Here is a 14,264-nt window from a genome sequence, read left to right on the forward strand (position 1 = left end):
GACCATCCGGCAGTAATACGCCGTGCGGGGAGCCAGTAACCTTGTCCGGGGCGCACTCGCGTCCTCACCCCGCTCACCACCCTTCACCAGGAAGGTGTCCTCCCGTGGAAAACGGCGCCGCCCGGACCGCCCCGGCAGTGATTGTCGCCATCGACGGCCCCTCCGGCACGGGCAAGTCGAGCACGTCGAAGGCCGTGGCATCGCAGCTCGGGCTGAGCTACCTGGACACCGGCGCCCAGTACCGGGCGATCACCTGGTGGATGGTGAACAACGGGATCGACATCACCGACCCCACCGCGATCGCCGCCGTGGCGGGCAAGGCGGAGATCATCTCCGGTACGGACCCGGCGAACCCGACGATCGTCGTCGACGGCGTGGACGTGTCCGGCCCGATCCGCACCCAGGAGGTCACCTCCAAGGTCAGCGCGGTCAGCGCGGTGCCCGAGGTGCGGGCCCGGATCACCGAGCTGCAGCGGTCGCTGGCCGCCGACGCGGAGCACGGGATCGTGGTGGAGGGGCGGGACATCGGGACGACCGTGCTGCCCGACGCCGACCTGAAGATCTTCCTCACCGCCTCCCCGGAGGCGCGTGCCGCCCGCCGCAGCGGTGAGCTGAAGGGCGCCGACGTGCAGGCCACGCGCGAGGCGCTGCTGAAGCGGGACGCGGCCGACACCTCGCGCAAGACCTCGCCGCTCGCCAAGGCGGACGACGCGGTCGAGGTGGACACCTCCGACCTCACGCTCCAGCAGGTCATCGAGTGCGTCGTCACCCTCGTCGGGGAGAAGCGGGCCGCCAAGTGACCGCAGCATCCGAGCGGGGCGCCGAGGTCGGGCGGCGCATCGGCGTCGGCCTGATGTACGGGCTGTGGAAGCCGCGCGTGCTGGGCTCCTGGAAGGTTCCCGCCTCCGGCCCGGTGATCCTCGCCGTCAACCACTCGCACGGCGTCGACGGCCCCATGGTCATGGGCGTGGCACCCCGGCCGACGCACTTCCTGATCAAGAAGGAGGCGTTCGTCGGCCCGCTGGACCCCTTCCTGCTCCGCATCGGCCAGCTGAAGGTGGACCGCTCGATCGCCGACCGCACGGCGATCACCGGGGCGCTGGACGTCCTGTCGGCCGGCGGCGTCCTCGGTATCTTTCCCGAGGGCACCCGCGGCGAGGGCGACTTCGCCTCGCTGCGCGCCGGGCTCGCCTACTTCGCCGTCCGCAGCGGCGCTCCGATCGTGCCGGTGGCCGTGCTGGGCACCGCCGAGAAGAGTGGACGGCTGATAAAGGCGCTGCCTCCGCTGCGCTCCCGCGTGGACGTCGTCTTCGGTGACCCGTTCGAAGCGGGCGACGGCTCCGGCCGCCGTACGCGCAAGGCACTGGACGAGGCGACCGAGCGCATCCAGAAGCAACTGGCCGCCCACCTGGACAACGCCAGGCGCCTCACCGGGCGCTAAGAGACACTTGAGTAGTGGATCACCCGAAATCCGGGGGTTCCACCGATCACCACGATGAACGAGGTACGGACTTCATGAACGACCAGATCCAGCCCGACGGCTCCGGCGAGGAGCACGACCACGGGGCGCTCGGCGACGCCGAGTACGCGGAGTTCATGGAGCTCGCCGCCGTAGAGGGCTTCGACATCGAGGACGTCGAGGGGGCCATCGAGGAGGCCGGTCACGGGCCGCTGCCCGTGCTCGCCGTCGTCGGCCGGCCGAACGTCGGCAAGTCGACACTCGTCAACCGCATCATCGGCCGCCGCGAGGCCGTCGTCGAGGACAAGCCCGGCGTCACCCGTGACCGCGTGACCTACGAGGCCGAGTGGGCGGGCCGGCGCTTCAAGGTCGTCGACACCGGCGGCTGGGAGCAGGACGTCCTCGGCATCGACGCCTCCGTGGCCGCCCAGGCCGAGTACGCCATCGAGGCCGCCGACGCGGTCGTCTTCGTCGTCGACGCCAAGGTCGGCGCCACCGACACCGACGAGGCGGTCGTACGACTGCTGCGCAAGGCCGGCAAGCCGGTCGTGCTGGCCGCCAACAAGGTCGACGGTCTGAGCGGCGAGTCCGACGCCGCCTACCTGTGGTCCCTGGGCCTCGGCGAGCCGCACCCCGTCTCCGCGCTGCACGGCCGCGGCACCGGCGACATGCTGGACGCCGTCCTGGAGGCGCTGCCCGAGGCGCCCGAGCAGACCTTCGGCACCGCGGTCGGCGGGCCTCGCCGGATCGCCCTGATCGGCCGCCCGAACGTCGGCAAGTCCTCGCTGCTGAACAAGGTGGCGGGCGAGGAGCGCGTCGTCGTCAACGAGATCGCGGGCACCACCCGTGACCCGGTCGACGAGCTCATCGAACTCGGCGGCGTGACATGGAAGTTCGTCGACACGGCGGGCATCCGCAAGCGCGTCCACCTCCAGCAGGGCGCCGATTACTACGCCTCGCTGCGCACCGCCGCCGCCGTCGAGAAGGCCGAGGTCGCGGTCATCCTGATCGACGCGTCGGAGTCCATCTCGGTGCAGGACCAGCGGATCGTCACCATGGCCGTCGAGGCGGGCCGCGCCATCGTCCTCGCCTTCAACAAGTGGGACACCCTCGACGAGGAGCGTCGCTACTACCTGGAGCGCGAGATCGAGACCGAGCTGGCCCAGGTCGCGTGGGCGCCCCGGGTGAACATCTCGGCGCGCACCGGCCGCCACATGGAGAAGCTGGTCCCGGGCATCGAGACCGCCCTGGCCGGCTGGGAGACCCGCGTCCCGACGGGCCGGCTCAACGCCTTCCTCGGCGAGCTGGTCGCCGCCCACCCGCACCCGGTCCGCGGCGGCAAGCAGCCGCGCATCCTCTTCGGCACCCAGGCCGGCACCAAGCCCCCGCGCTTCGTCCTCTTCGCTTCCGGCTTCATCGAGGCGGGCTACCGCCGCTTCATCGAGCGCCGCCTGCGCGAGGAGTTCAGCTTCGAGGGCACCCCGATCCATATCTCGGTGCGGGTGCGCGAGAAGCGCGGCAAGAAGAAGTAGCCGTACGTTCGGTGCTACGACGGAGAGGGCGGCCCCTGTCGCAACAGGGGCCGCCCTCTCCGTCGTACGTCAGATGCCGCGGCGCGGGCCGGGTGGCAGGGCCGCCGGGACGTGGTGCATCCCGGTGTGGCCGTGCTGCTGGCCGAGTTGCCCGACGCGCTGCCACTGCGACTGCTGCCGGGCGCTGTAGGCCCCCGCGCTGTACGCGCTGTACGAGCCCCCGCCGAACGAACCGCCGCCGAAGGTGCCCGTGCTGTGCGGGCTGTGCCCGAAGGCGGTGAAGCCCAGCTCCTCCTCGCCGCTGCGGTCACCCGGCAGCGAGCGGAAGGTCTTGACCCACTCGGAATAGAGCCGGTCGTAGATCGGCGTGGCCGATGCGCCGCCTGGGCTGTCCCGGTCCGATCGCGCGGACGGGATCGGCTGGTAGGGCCGGCTGCGGGGAACGTCGTATGCGTACACGTATGTCCAAACGACGCGTGACCTGAAGGGATGCGGCTCAGGTGCCCGCGAGCGGCAGCGCGGAGCCGACCAACTGGCCGTTCGCCGCGGCCTTGTCGAGCGCGCCGCGCAGCAGGTCCTCGCGGGGCTGCCGGCCGATCGAGCCCACGGGGGCCGCGAACATCAGCACCTGCTGGTGCTTGTTGGCGGCGGCCCGCCAGCTGTCGGTGACCTGGAGCGGCTGGTGGGCCTGCCACCAGGCCACCGGGGAACCGCCGCCCGCGCCCGGCTGGAGCACGGCGTGCAGTTGGCCCGCGGCGAGCAGCACCGACCAGCCGTGCAGCACGGGCGGCACGGTGGTGATCTCGCTGAGCGGCATGAAGCCCTGCTCGATCAGCAGCGGCAGGAAGTCGTCGCCGAGGCCGGTCGAGCCGGGCCGCACGATGGGCGCGGTCGGCTCGACGACCAGAGCGGGGTGCAACTCCCCGGAGATCAGGACGAGTCCACTGGTCACACCGAGCACGGCCTGCTCGGGTACGGCCTTGTCCGGTTCGCCGGCCGGGGTGTGCGCGTTGCCGCTGATGGAGCGGACGGCACCCTGCAGCTGCTCCTCGGTGACCTGGACGACCTGCGAGGGCAGGCAGCCGGCGTGGGCGAAGGCGAGGACGGCGGTCTCGTCGCCGATGAACAGGACGGTGCTGGTGCGCTCCTGTTCGGAGTCGCCCTGGGTGCGGCACGACGTGCAGTCGTAACTGCCCGGGGCATTGTCTCCGGCGAGCAGCCGGTCGGCTTCTTCGTCGCCGATCTCGGCGCGTACGTCGTCGCTGACGTCGAGCATGCGCGGCACGGGTGGCTCCCTCGGAATGCGGTGCCCGGTGGGTCCCGGGCTCATGAAGAAGACAACGGACGAGCTGTGGCGGGAGTCACGCTTCGGAGCGAACCGAATCAAACCAACCGACGCACAGCGTCACACCGGGTACGGAATTGAGCACTCCCTGTCAACTGGAGGGAAAAGCAAGGGAGTTGGTTGCGTGAACCGAGTCACAGATCGTGGGGGGCGATGGTCGACAAATCAGGAAATGAGGGAATCTAGTGGGTGGCCGAAATATGCCGCTACCCGAGGTAACAGTCAACTGGCCTGGCACGACGGCCAGTTGGTCGACATCGGCACGGCAACGTCCGTACATTCCTCCGCCGTGTGCAACGAGCACCGCTCGGGACACGTCCGCCGGCCGAACAAGCCAGCTCAACAGCACGACCTCCGGCGGACGGGGAGGAGCGCGAGGACCGCGTCGATGCGTGGGAGCCGCGAACCGCCTTGGGGGACCCCGGGTTGTTGGAGAGGGAACTACATGTCCGAATGTGCCGATACCACTCGCGAGAACGCACCCAAGGCCCACAAGGGTCAAGCGCGTACGACGGCGGTCCTCGCCGGGGCTGTCCTGCTCGCCCCGCTCGGACTGCTGGCCGCCACCGGTAACGCGGCGGCGTCCGACAGTGGGGTGTGGGACCGCATCGCCCAGTGCGAGAGCGGCGGCAACTGGCACATCAACACCGGCAACGGCTACTACGGAGGACTCCAGTTCTCCGCCGGCACCTGGCGCGCCTACGGCGGTGCGGCCTACGCGGCCACCGCCGACCAGGCCTCCCGGTCCGCGCAGATCGCCGTGGCCACCAAGGTCCAGCACGCCCAGGGTTGGGGTGCCTGGCCGGTCTGTTCGGCACGGGCCGGAGCGTCGGGCAGCGCACCCGCCGCCTCCTCCGGCACGGTCACCGAGAAGTCGACGAAGAAGTCGACCACCGAGTCCTCGTCCGGGTCGAAGAAGTCGACCACGAAGTCCGCTCCGTCGAAGTCGGCGAAGACGTCGGAGCGCGAGACGAACAGCGTCTCGCGCGGCACGTCCCGCGGTGACTACACGGTCCGCCAGGGCGACACGCTGAGCGTCATCGCGGCCGAGCACGGGACCACCTGGCGGAAGATCTACGCCGCCAACAAGTCCGTCATCGGCGGTGACCCCAATCTGATCATGCCCGGGCAGCAGCTCGACCTCTGAGTCGAGCCGCGCCCGTCGCCCGCCCCCGCCCGGTCCGTCGACCGGGCGGGGGCGCGCCCGTCACTCCAGTTCGGCCGCCTCGCCGCCGAACGCGACCGTCCCGCGCCGCAGTTCGTACACGAGGGCGGTCCGGCCGCGCAGCACGGGCGGCAGCCGCTGCTCGGCGATCACCACACAGGCGTCGAGCCCGGCCAGCAGTTCGTACGTGTCGGCCGCGACCCCGGGGGACATGCCCTGCGCCGGTTCGTCGACGAGCACCACGCGCGCCTGGGCCAGCAGGGCGCGGGAGAGGGCCAGCATGCGCTGCTCACCGCCGGAGAGGGTGCCGGCCCGGCGGGGGAGCAGGGTCTTCAGGCGCGGGTACGCGTCCAGGGCCGCGGAGAAGTCCCGTGCGACTCCGGCGAGTTCGAGGTTCTCGCGGACGGTGAGGGACCCGAACACGGCTTGCCGCTCCGGCACCAGACACAGTCCCCGGCGGGCCCTCTCGTGCGCGGGCACGCGGGTCACGTCGACGCCGTCCCACACCACCGCACCGCCCGACAGGGCGACCGTACCGGCGAGGGCGCGCAGCGCGGTCGTACGGCCGGAGCCGTTGCGGCCCAGCAGGACGGTGAGGCCGCGGGCGGGGGCGGCGAGGGTGATGCCGTGCAGGGCTTCGAGGGGGCCGTAGCGCACGCGCGCGTGGCGCAGGGAGATGGTCATACGGGGGTCTCCCAGGTGCCGGGCGCGTCCAGGACGTGGTCCGGCGGGCCGGAGGCGACGATGCGGCCCGCCGCCATCACATGGACCACGTCGGCGAGGCCTGCGACCAGATCGAGGTCGTGCTCCACGACGAGCAGGGCGGTGCCCTCGGCGGCCAGCGCCCTCAACACGAGGGTCAGCGCGGCCACTTCGGCGGTGTCGAGGCCGGCCGCGGGCTCGTCCAGCAGCAGCACACGCGGGCTCCCCGCGAACGCCCTCGCCAGCTCGACCCGGCGCAGCGTCCCGGTGGGCAGCCCGGCGGCGGGCAGCGACCGTACGTCCCCGTCGAGCCCGAACAGCCGCAACGCCCGCTCCACGGCGGCCGGTTCGGCGAGCCGCCCCTGCTCGGCACCCACGCGCACGTTCTCGGCGACGGTCAACGAGGGGAAGACGGCGAGCTGTTGAAAGGTCCGCCCGACCCCGAGCCGGGTCCGCGCGTGCGCGGCCAGCCCCGTGATGTCCCGGTCCCCGAGCCGAACCCGCCCGCGCGAGGGCCGCACGGTCCCGGCCAGGCAGTGGAACAGGGTACTTTTTCCGGCTCCGTTGGGCCCGACGACAGCGGTGACCTGGCTGGCCGGCACGACGAGATCGACACCGTCGAGGGCGGCGAAGCCGTCGTAGCGGGCGTGTAGGGCGTGGGCGGTGAGGAGGGGTGGATGTGTCCGTGTCGGGGTGATGCGCCCGGCGTCGGCCTTTGCCGGACGTGCGGCGCCCTGACGGGCGGGTGCCGCTGGGACGGCAACTCCCGCATGTTCGGCCCCTTCGGCGTCCCGTCCCCGCCCGGCCTCGGGCACCTTCAGGGCCGCAACTCCCGCACGACCAGCCCTTCTTGTGCCCACCTCGCCCCGCTGCCCATCCCCAGCGACGGCTCGTCCTCGCGCATCCCGCCCGGTACCGACCATCGCGCGGCGCACAACACCCGTGCCCACAGCCACCGTTGGAGCCACCCCCAACCTCCCCCGAACCCGCACCCCCACCGGCGTGAGCCGAACCCCGCCACCCCGGAGCCGGAGCCGTGTCGCCGCCCCGCGCGCCGCCTCGTACGGCCCCCCGGGAAACCGCCCCACGCACACCGCCAGTACCCCGATCAGCGCCGCCGCGACCCCGCCCCGCGTGCCCGCGTCCAGCCCCACCAGGAGAGCTGCGGCGGCCAGGGCACCGAGTGTGCTGTCGGCGCCCAGGACGACCACCGCGGCGAACCAGAGCAGGCCGCGGACGGGGTCGTAGGCCGAGGGGTCGAAGGCGCGCAGGCCCATGCCGAGCATGCCGCCGCCGAGGGCGGCCAGGGCGGCGCCCGCGACGAAGGCAAGGAGTTTCAGGGAGGGGACCCGGACGCCCGCAGCGGAGGCGCCCTGCTCGTGGTCGCGCAGCGCCGCGAGGGCGCGGCCCGTGCGGCCCCGGCGCAGGGCGTGGGTCGCCAGCAACGCGACGGACAGGAGGGCGAGTTCGAGGACATAGTAGGCGCGGTCCCCGTCGAAGCCGGACGGGCGGCCGAGGGACAGGCCCGAGGTGGCGTACGGCTGGGTGAAGACGAAGCGGCTGACCCCGACGCCGACCGCGAAGGTCGCGAGGGCGAGGGCCAGGCCGTGGCGGCCGATCGCCGGCCAGCCGGTGAGCAGGCCCAGGGGAGCAACGAGGAGTACCGCGAGTGCCAGCGCGGCCAGTTCGGGGAGGCGGGGCAGACCGGGGAACCGGCCCGCCGCCGGCAGCGCCGTGAACAGGGCGCCCAGGCCCGCGTACGCCGCCTGCCCCAGTGAGATCTGGCCGCCGCGCCCGGTGACCACCACCAACGACAGCAACACCACGCCCAGGGCCGGTACTTGTACCGCCGTGTGCAGGTCCGAGCCCGCGAAGCCGAGGGGGAGGAGGAAGAGCACCGCGGCCACGATCCAGGCACCGGGAGGCGTCGTGACGCGCGCCGTCGCCGTACGGGGGAGGGCGTCCCGGGAGCCGAGCCCGGGCAGGACCAGGGCCGTCACCAGGAGCGCCACGACGAACAGGTTCGCGCCCACCGCCTGCACCAACTGCCCGCTCCAGCCGGGCGGATGCAGCCTCGTCGCCTGGCTCTGCGCGATCCCGATCCCCAGGGCGACCACCACGGCCACCGACAGGCTCCGCATCCGCGCGGCCACCGCGACCGCCACCACCTCCATGACGAGCAGCGGCAGACCGTACGGGTCCAGGCGCACGTACGGGGCGAGGAGCACGCCCGTCAGGCCCGCCGTGAAGGCCCCGAACGCCCAGCCCGCCGCCGCCACCCGGTCCGCGTCCACGCCGGCCAGTACCGCGAGCCCCCGGTCGTCCACCACGGCCCGCAGCTCCCGCCCGAACCGGGTCCAGCGGATCACGGCCGAGACGCCCGCCGCGAGCACCAGCACCACCGCCAACTGGCCCCAGGGATCGGCCGACACCAGCTCCGGCGCGTCGTCCCGCGCCCCCTGCCCCCACACCAGCGCCGCCCCGCCGACCAGCAGCACGAACACCCCGATCGACGCGACCAGGGTCCGCGCGGGGTCGCCGCCCTGGAGCGACAGCGGTCGGAAGACGAACCGTTCCAGCAGCACCCCGAGAGCCGGCGCGAGGAACAGCAGCGTCACCACCGCGGCCGGCCACAGCGGCCACCCCCACCCGACCACGCACTGCCGCAGCACATACGCGCAGACCATCGCGACCGCGCCGTGCGCGAAGTTGAGCACGCCGGTAGCCCGGTACGTCACGACCAGGCCGATCCCGGTGAGCGCGGCGGCGGCGCCGACCGAGAGGCCGGCGAGGGTGAGGTCGTACGTCAGGGAGGACACCGGGGCCGTCAGTCGTCGGCCTCGGCGGGCTCGCAGATCGGGCAGGGGCTCAGCTCGCCGTTGGCCACGAGCTTGGAGTCCACCGGCACCGCCTCCGCCTTCCCGGCGACCAACGGGCAGTCCGCGCGGTGCCACAGGGTGCCGCCGGGCACCATCAGAAGGTCCCCGCTGACCGCGACGGGCGCGGCGGCGAGCTGCGCGGACTCCTCGGCGTCGGCCGTCCCGGCGGCCACGAGGAGGGCGTACAGCTCCTCCACGCGCGCGGTGGCGAGGACGCTGCGACCGTGGGCGAACAGGACCGCGCCGGCGACGAGCAGCGCGGCGCCGGGGATCGTGCAGGAGGCCAGGTAGGGGAGTTGGCGTTCCGCGTAGCGCTCGCCGGAGACGCCGTACCAGCCGATCACGCACAGGACCGCGCCGGCGGCGAACGCGGCCCAGCCGGCCCACAGGGCGGGGTGCACGGTCCGCAGTCGGGCTGTCCGCATTTCCGGCTCCCACATGTCATGTGTCTGTCCATGCCAGCCAATGGCTTGCACTATGCCTTCTGACACCTGACCTGAAAACACCGGGCGCGCACGGCCCGGACCGACACCCGGCGGTGAGCCAGATGGTTCTCGGGAGCGACCTCAGGCGAAGGAACACCAGGAACACAAGGCGGCGGGGCGCGGTAGTCGCGGCGGCGTTCGTCCTCGTGCTCGGCCCGGCCCTGGCGGCCTGCAGCGACGACAGCGGAGGCGGGAGCGGCGCACCACCGCCCACCCCGTCCGTGGAACCGACCACGAGCGCACCGGCGACCGCGCCCGCGGACCTGGCCGCCGCCACGACGCAGATCAAGGCCAACTGGAAGAAGTTCTTCGACCCGGCCACCTCCACCGAGGACAAACAGGCCGTCCTGGAGAACGGCGACCGGATGGCACCGGTCCTGAAGGCCTTCAGCGGTGACAAGCGCGGCGGACAGGTCCAAGCGGTGGTCCAGAAGGTCGAGTTCACCTCGGCGACGCGGGCGACCGTGACGTACAGCCTGACCCTGAACGGCGCCACCGCCCTGCCGGGCGCGACCGGGACGACCGTCGAGCAGGACGGCACCTGGAAGGTGTCCGTCAACACCCTGTGCGCGCTGGTGGCGTTGAGCGGCGATGCCTCGCAGTCGCCCGCGGCGGGCTGCTGAGGCCGCCGCCGCGGTGCTGCTGCTCCTGGCGGGCACGGCCTGCGGCAGCCGCCTCCCGGAGAGCGACTTCGAGCACGGCACCCGAACGCCCGCGCCGAGCGGCGACGCGCCGATCCGGGTCGGCATCATCACCAGCGCGACCAGCCCGGTCGGCGGCGACACCTTCACCGGCCCCCGCGACGGCGCCAAGGCGTACTTCGACCGCCTCGACGCGCGCGGGGGCATCGACGGCCGTCCCGTGGAGGTGCGGGAGTGCGACGACGGCGGCAGTGGCGTCGGCAACAACACCTGTGTGCACAAGCTGATCGACGAGGACAAGGTGGTCGCCCTGGTCGCGACCACCGCCCTCGACTACGCGGGCGCTCCGCGCGTCTCCCACGCGCGCGTGCCCGACATCGGCGGCCAGCCCATCGGCGCGGCCTACGACACCTGGCCGCACCTGTACGGCGTCTACGGCAGCCTCGCGCCCCGCGCCGGCACCCCGGGCTGGGGCGGGAAGCTGTATGGCGGCACGGAGGTCTACCGGTACTTCAAGCGCGAGCGGGGCGCCCGTACCGCCGCCGTCGTGTCGTACAACCAGGCCGCGTCCGCCGCCTACGCCCGGCTCGTCGAGCAGGGGCTGAAGGCCGAGGGCTACCGGGTCGTCACCGAGCAGGTCGACTTCGCGCTGCCCAACTTCCGCGCGGCGGCGGCCGATCTGAAGCAGCAGGGCGCCGACCTCGTTTTCGACGCCCTCGACACGCACGGGAACGTCCAGTTGTGCGAGGCGATGGACCAGGTCGGCGCGAAGGTCGTCGCCAAGGTGACGAACGTACAGAACTGGACGTCCACCGTCCCCGAGGACTACAAGGACTCCCCGCGCTGCCGCAACGCCCTGTGGGCGACCGGGTCCAGCCGCGACTTCGACGACACCTCGCAGCCCGCCGTACGGGAGTTCCGGGAGGCGACCGAGGGGCTGAAGACGCATTCCCAGTGGCAGTTGGAGGGCTGGGCGGCGGCGATGTGGTTCACGGACGCGGCGAAGTCGTGCGCGAGAACGGGCGTCACGCGCGCGTGTGTCGACGGCTTCATGAACCGGAGCGAGGACTACACCGCCGACGGCCTGCTGCTTCCCGTCTCCTTCGAGCGGCTCGCCGTACCGCCGGCCACCCGCAGGACGTGTCTGTCGGTCGCCCGGTGGCAGGACGGCAAGGGGTGGGTTCCGCAGGGGGACATGAACAGCACCTGCTTCCAGGTGCCCCAACTGCCGTACAGCCCTTGATAACTGACCTACCGCGCCTGATACAGACTTTGACCATGTTGGAGACCTCGGCACGACTCCTGCGCCTGCTCTCGCTGCTCCAGGCCCACCGCGAGTGGTCAGGCGCCGACCTGGCGGACCGGCTCGGGGTCACCCCGCGCACCGTGCGCCGGGACGTCGACCGGCTGCGCGAGCTGGGCTACCCGGTCAACGCCAGCCCCGGCACGGGCGGCGGCTACCAGCTCGGCGCGGGCGCCGAGTTGCCGCCGCTGCTGCTGGACGACGACGAGGCGGTCGCCGTGGCGGTCGGCCTGCGCACCGCCGCCGGGCAGGGCATCGAGGGCATCGGCGAGACCTCCGTGCGCGCCCTCACCAAGCTCGAACAGGTGCTGCCGCACCGGCTGCGCCGCCGGGTGGGCGCCCTCAACGCCTTCACCGTGCCGATGCTGCGCACCACCGCGCCGTCCGCCGTCGACCCCGCCGTACTGACCGAACTGGCCGCCCTGTGCCGGGACGCCGAGCGGCTGCGCTTCGCGTACGAGAGCCATGACGGCACGGCCACCCGGCGCAGCGTCGAACCGCATCGCCTGGTGTGCACCGAGCGCCGCTGGTACCTGGTCGCCTGGGACCTGGACCGCGCGGACTGGCGCACCTTCCGCGTCGACCGCGTCACGCCCAGGCCGCCGCACGGCCCGCGCTTCACCCCGCGCACTCCACCGGCCGAGGACCTCGCCGCGTACGTCTCGAAAGGGGTCTCCACGCGCGCGTACGCCTCGCACGCCGTCGTCCGGCTGCTCGTGCCCCTCCAGGAGGCCGTCGAGCGGATCTCCCCGTCCGCCGGGACCCTGGAGGCGGACGGACCGGCCGCCTGTCTGCTGCGGACCGGGGCCCCGAACCTCGACGTGATGGTGATCCACGTGATGATGACGGGCTTCGAGTTCGAGGTCCTGGAGCCCGTCGAACTGGTCGAGCGGATCAGGACGTCCCGGGACCGGCTGTCCCGGGCGCTGGACCGGCATGTGCCGGGGCCCCACGGCGATTCTGTGCTGGAACGGTGAATCTCTTATGCGGCGTCAGCTCCCGCCGTACGGCCCGGAATCGGAATGGAAAGGGGCGCCGGACCTGTTCTCGCGGGGGCTTTCCGCCGGGCTATTCGACCGACCGGACTGACATGCGGGAATTACGTTCGAATGCCTGCGGAAGGCGTACGGAACCGCTCATACGTGTGACGCGGCCGAAAATGTCGCGCGTCGTGATCCTGTGACAGAAGTGTGACCGCGGACGGATGAGTGAGTCGGTGAGAGGGCCGGACTTCCGTGCCCGCGGGATGGGGCCTAGCGTGGCGGCATGGCATCCATTCCGACTCCACCGGCAGAGCCCCAGGACAGTCCGAACGCCTATGTCGGCCTCGACGCGGCCCAGGCCGAGCGGCTCGCGCGGGAGCGCGGATGGTCGACCGTGCGGGCGCTGCCGCCGGGGGCGATCATCACCATGGAGTTCCGCGCGGGACGGCTCAACTTCGAGGTCAGGGACGGCACGGTGGCGCGCGCCTGGAAGGGCTGACGGGCGGTACGCGCACATGACGAAGGCCCCGGTTCCGTCAGTGGAACCGGGGCCTTCTGGGTGCGGGGCGGGAATGTGCGTACCGGCCCCGCGGCCTGGTGGGGGTCAGCCGCCCGTCGCCGGGCGGGCCGCCGACGAGGCGGTGCCACGTGCCACCCGGTCCGGGTGCGGTGGGCGGCGGCTGCCGATCGGGGTGACCGGGGTGCGCTCCGAGCGGGTCGTGTGCGGGCCCGGGGCGAGATGGGCGGGCGGCCGGGCCGAGCGGCTCGCGGTGACCGTCTCGCGGGCCGCCGGGACCTCGTCGCCCGAGGAGGAGGTGCGCGGCTTGAGCCGCACGGGTGCGGTGACCGGGGACGCCGGTGCGGTCGCGGGAGCCTTGCGGCGGGCGCGCCAGCGGTCGCGCAGGTCGAAGATCCAGGTCTCGGCGCGGGCGATCAGCGGCTCGCACCAGGGGAGGGCGAGCAGCACCAGCAGACCGGCGGCCCAGCCGAGCAGTACGTCGCTCAGCCAGTGCGTGCCCAGGTAGACCGTGGCGAGACCGACGCCGAGCGAGGTCACCGCGGACGCGGCGGACAGCCAGCGGCGGGCGGCCGGAGTGGAGGCCAGATACGCCAGGATTCCCCAGGTCACGACCGCGTTGGCGGTGTGGCCGCTGGGAAATATATCGCCGCCCAGGCCCATCTCGTTCGAGCCGATGACGGTCGCGTAGTGCGGGCCGAGGCGGCCCATGCCGAGCTTGGCGGCGCCGACCGTGATGTTCAGCAGCAGCAGCAGGGTGCCCAGGGTCAGCAGCGGGCGCAGGGTGTGCTGCCGCCACGAGCGCCAGGCCAGCCAGGCCGCGACCATCACCGCGGTCGGGCCGCGCTGGCCCAGCACCACGTAGTAGTCGACGAACCAGTGGATGCCCGCCCACTGCTGGTACGGCCGGAAGAACATGACCTGCCAGTCGAACCGGACCAGCCAGGAAGTGGTCACGACAAGCCACACGATGGCGAGATAGAAGGCCAGGGTCGCCGCCAACAGCACGACCCTGTGCCGGCTCATCTTCGGCACATCGATGTTGGCCGGCCGTTCGGGTTCACGGTCCAGCCTCGCGAACACCCGGTCCAGACGGGTGAGGTTTCGTTCGGTACGCACCCAATCGACGTTACAGCGAGTGAGTGTGGATCCCCGGCGAATCAGCGGCTTTGTGATGACGATGTGATGTGGGAAAGCTCTCAGGAGCAGGTTTATTTCCGAGGATTCCGCAATCCAGGGTGGCCCCGTCCTTC

At 72.3% G+C, this 14,264-nt stretch carries 13 protein-coding genes and 1 pseudogene; 8 read left to right on the top strand and 6 right to left on the bottom strand.

The window, feature by feature from the left end; all coding sequences use genetic code 11:
- Positions 1 to 104 precede the first annotated feature (104 nt).
- The 3 genes from cmk (at position 105) to der (ending at position 2,991) form a co-directional block, all read left to right on the top strand.
- Complete coding sequence (gene cmk / locus AB0M63_RS31770; RefSeq protein ID WP_355921650.1) at positions 105 to 800, top strand: (d)CMP kinase; 696 nt, start codon at positions 105 to 107, stop codon at positions 798 to 800.
- Positions 758 to 1,441: a lysophospholipid acyltransferase family protein gene (locus AB0M63_RS31775; RefSeq protein WP_355921653.1), complete on the top strand. Its 684-nt coding sequence runs from the start codon at positions 758 to 760 to the stop codon at positions 1,439 to 1,441. Before cmk ends, AB0M63_RS31775 begins: the two co-directional genes overlap by 43 nt.
- Before the next feature lie 74 nt (positions 1,442 to 1,515).
- A complete protein-coding gene (gene der / locus AB0M63_RS31780) occupies positions 1,516 to 2,991 on the top strand; it encodes a ribosome biogenesis GTPase Der (RefSeq protein ID WP_355921656.1) in 1,476 nt (491 codons plus the stop codon).
- A gap of 69 nt (positions 2,992 to 3,060) precedes the next feature.
- Here der and AB0M63_RS31785 read toward each other — a convergent pair whose 3' ends face one another.
- Together AB0M63_RS31785 and AB0M63_RS31790 are read right to left on the bottom strand one after the other, a co-directional pair.
- Positions 3,061 to 3,450, bottom strand: a complete 390-nt coding sequence (locus AB0M63_RS31785) for a hypothetical protein (RefSeq protein WP_355921659.1) — start codon at positions 3,448 to 3,450, stop codon at positions 3,061 to 3,063.
- Between the two features lie 37 nt (positions 3,451 to 3,487).
- Positions 3,488 to 4,276 (bottom strand): hypothetical protein, encoded by a 789-nt coding sequence (locus AB0M63_RS31790; protein WP_355921662.1) that lies wholly within the window; start codon positions 4,274 to 4,276, stop codon positions 3,488 to 3,490.
- 505 nt (positions 4,277 to 4,781) lie between these two features.
- Between AB0M63_RS31790 and AB0M63_RS31795 the strand changes: the two genes are divergently transcribed.
- A complete protein-coding gene (locus AB0M63_RS31795; protein WP_366021830.1) occupies positions 4,782 to 5,483 on the top strand; it encodes a transglycosylase family protein in 702 nt (233 codons plus the stop codon).
- 60 nt (positions 5,484 to 5,543) lie between these two features.
- Here the strand turns inward: AB0M63_RS31795 and AB0M63_RS31800 are convergent, their stop codons facing one another.
- The 3 genes from AB0M63_RS31800 to AB0M63_RS31810 are packed head-to-tail and all read right to left on the bottom strand — an operon-like array spanning position 5,544 to position 9,507.
- Positions 5,544 to 6,185, bottom strand: a complete 642-nt coding sequence (locus AB0M63_RS31800) for an ATP-binding cassette domain-containing protein (RefSeq protein ID WP_366021831.1) — start codon at positions 6,183 to 6,185, stop codon at positions 5,544 to 5,546.
- On the bottom strand, positions 6,182 to 9,022 hold the full coding sequence (locus AB0M63_RS31805) for an ATP-binding cassette domain-containing protein (RefSeq protein WP_366021832.1): 2,841 nt from the start codon (positions 9,020 to 9,022) through the stop codon (positions 6,182 to 6,184). Before AB0M63_RS31805 ends, AB0M63_RS31800 begins: the two co-directional genes overlap by 4 nt.
- A gap of 8 nt (positions 9,023 to 9,030) precedes the next feature.
- A complete protein-coding gene (locus AB0M63_RS31810) occupies positions 9,031 to 9,507 on the bottom strand; it encodes a hypothetical protein (protein ID WP_366021833.1) in 477 nt (158 codons plus the stop codon).
- A 122-nt stretch (positions 9,508 to 9,629) separates the two neighbouring features.
- On the opposite strand from AB0M63_RS31810, the gene AB0M63_RS31815 reads away from it, so the two are divergent.
- From AB0M63_RS31815 to AB0M63_RS31830, 4 genes and pseudogenes are all read left to right on the top strand, one after another.
- On the top strand, positions 9,630 to 10,190 hold the full coding sequence (locus AB0M63_RS31815) for a hypothetical protein (protein ID WP_366021834.1): 561 nt from the start codon (positions 9,630 to 9,632) through the stop codon (positions 10,188 to 10,190).
- Entirely contained in the window at positions 10,159 to 11,451 is a 1,293-nt protein-coding gene (locus AB0M63_RS31820) for an ABC transporter substrate-binding protein (RefSeq protein ID WP_366021835.1), read from the top strand. Before AB0M63_RS31815 ends, AB0M63_RS31820 begins: the two co-directional genes overlap by 32 nt.
- A gap of 35 nt (positions 11,452 to 11,486) precedes the next feature.
- Positions 11,487 to 12,446 (top strand): annotated as a pseudogene (locus AB0M63_RS31825) (YafY family protein); the annotation flags it as partial.
- Between the two features lie 331 nt (positions 12,447 to 12,777).
- Positions 12,778 to 12,993: an I78 family peptidase inhibitor gene (locus tag AB0M63_RS31830; RefSeq protein WP_355921684.1), complete on the top strand. Its 216-nt coding sequence runs from the start codon at positions 12,778 to 12,780 to the stop codon at positions 12,991 to 12,993.
- Positions 12,994 to 13,098: 105 nt separating this feature from the next.
- Here the strand turns inward: AB0M63_RS31830 and AB0M63_RS31835 are convergent, their stop codons facing one another.
- Entirely contained in the window at positions 13,099 to 14,130 is a 1,032-nt protein-coding gene (locus AB0M63_RS31835) for a phosphatase PAP2 family protein (protein WP_355921687.1), read from the bottom strand.
- Between the last annotated feature and the right edge of the window lie 134 nt (positions 14,131 to 14,264).

The organism is Streptomyces sp. NPDC051576, assembly GCF_040681835.1.
Lineage (GTDB): Bacteria > Actinomycetota > Actinomycetes > Streptomycetales > Streptomycetaceae > Streptomyces.

What these genes read in the sequence shown, in the direction of transcription:
- AB0M63_RS31830 (WP_355921684.1), top strand. Translation starts at nt 12,778, where the DNA reads ATGGCATCCATTCCGACTCCACCGGCAGAGCCCCAGGACAGTCCGAAC.
- AB0M63_RS31810 (WP_366021833.1), bottom strand. Translation starts at nt 9,507, where the DNA reads ATGCGGACAGCCCGACTGCGGACCGTGCACCCCGCCCTGTGGGCCGGC.
- AB0M63_RS31800 (WP_366021831.1), bottom strand. Translation starts at nt 6,185, where the DNA reads ATGACCATCTCCCTGCGCCACGCGCGCGTGCGCTACGGCCCCCTCGAA.
- AB0M63_RS31820 (WP_366021835.1), top strand. Translation starts at nt 10,159, where the DNA reads ATGCCTCGCAGTCGCCCGCGGCGGGCTGCTGAGGCCGCCGCCGCGGTG.
- AB0M63_RS31815 (WP_366021834.1), top strand. Translation starts at nt 9,630, where the DNA reads ATGGTTCTCGGGAGCGACCTCAGGCGAAGGAACACCAGGAACACAAGG.
- der (WP_355921656.1), top strand. Translation starts at nt 1,516, where the DNA reads ATGAACGACCAGATCCAGCCCGACGGCTCCGGCGAGGAGCACGACCAC.
- AB0M63_RS31795 (WP_366021830.1), top strand. Translation starts at nt 4,782, where the DNA reads ATGTCCGAATGTGCCGATACCACTCGCGAGAACGCACCCAAGGCCCAC.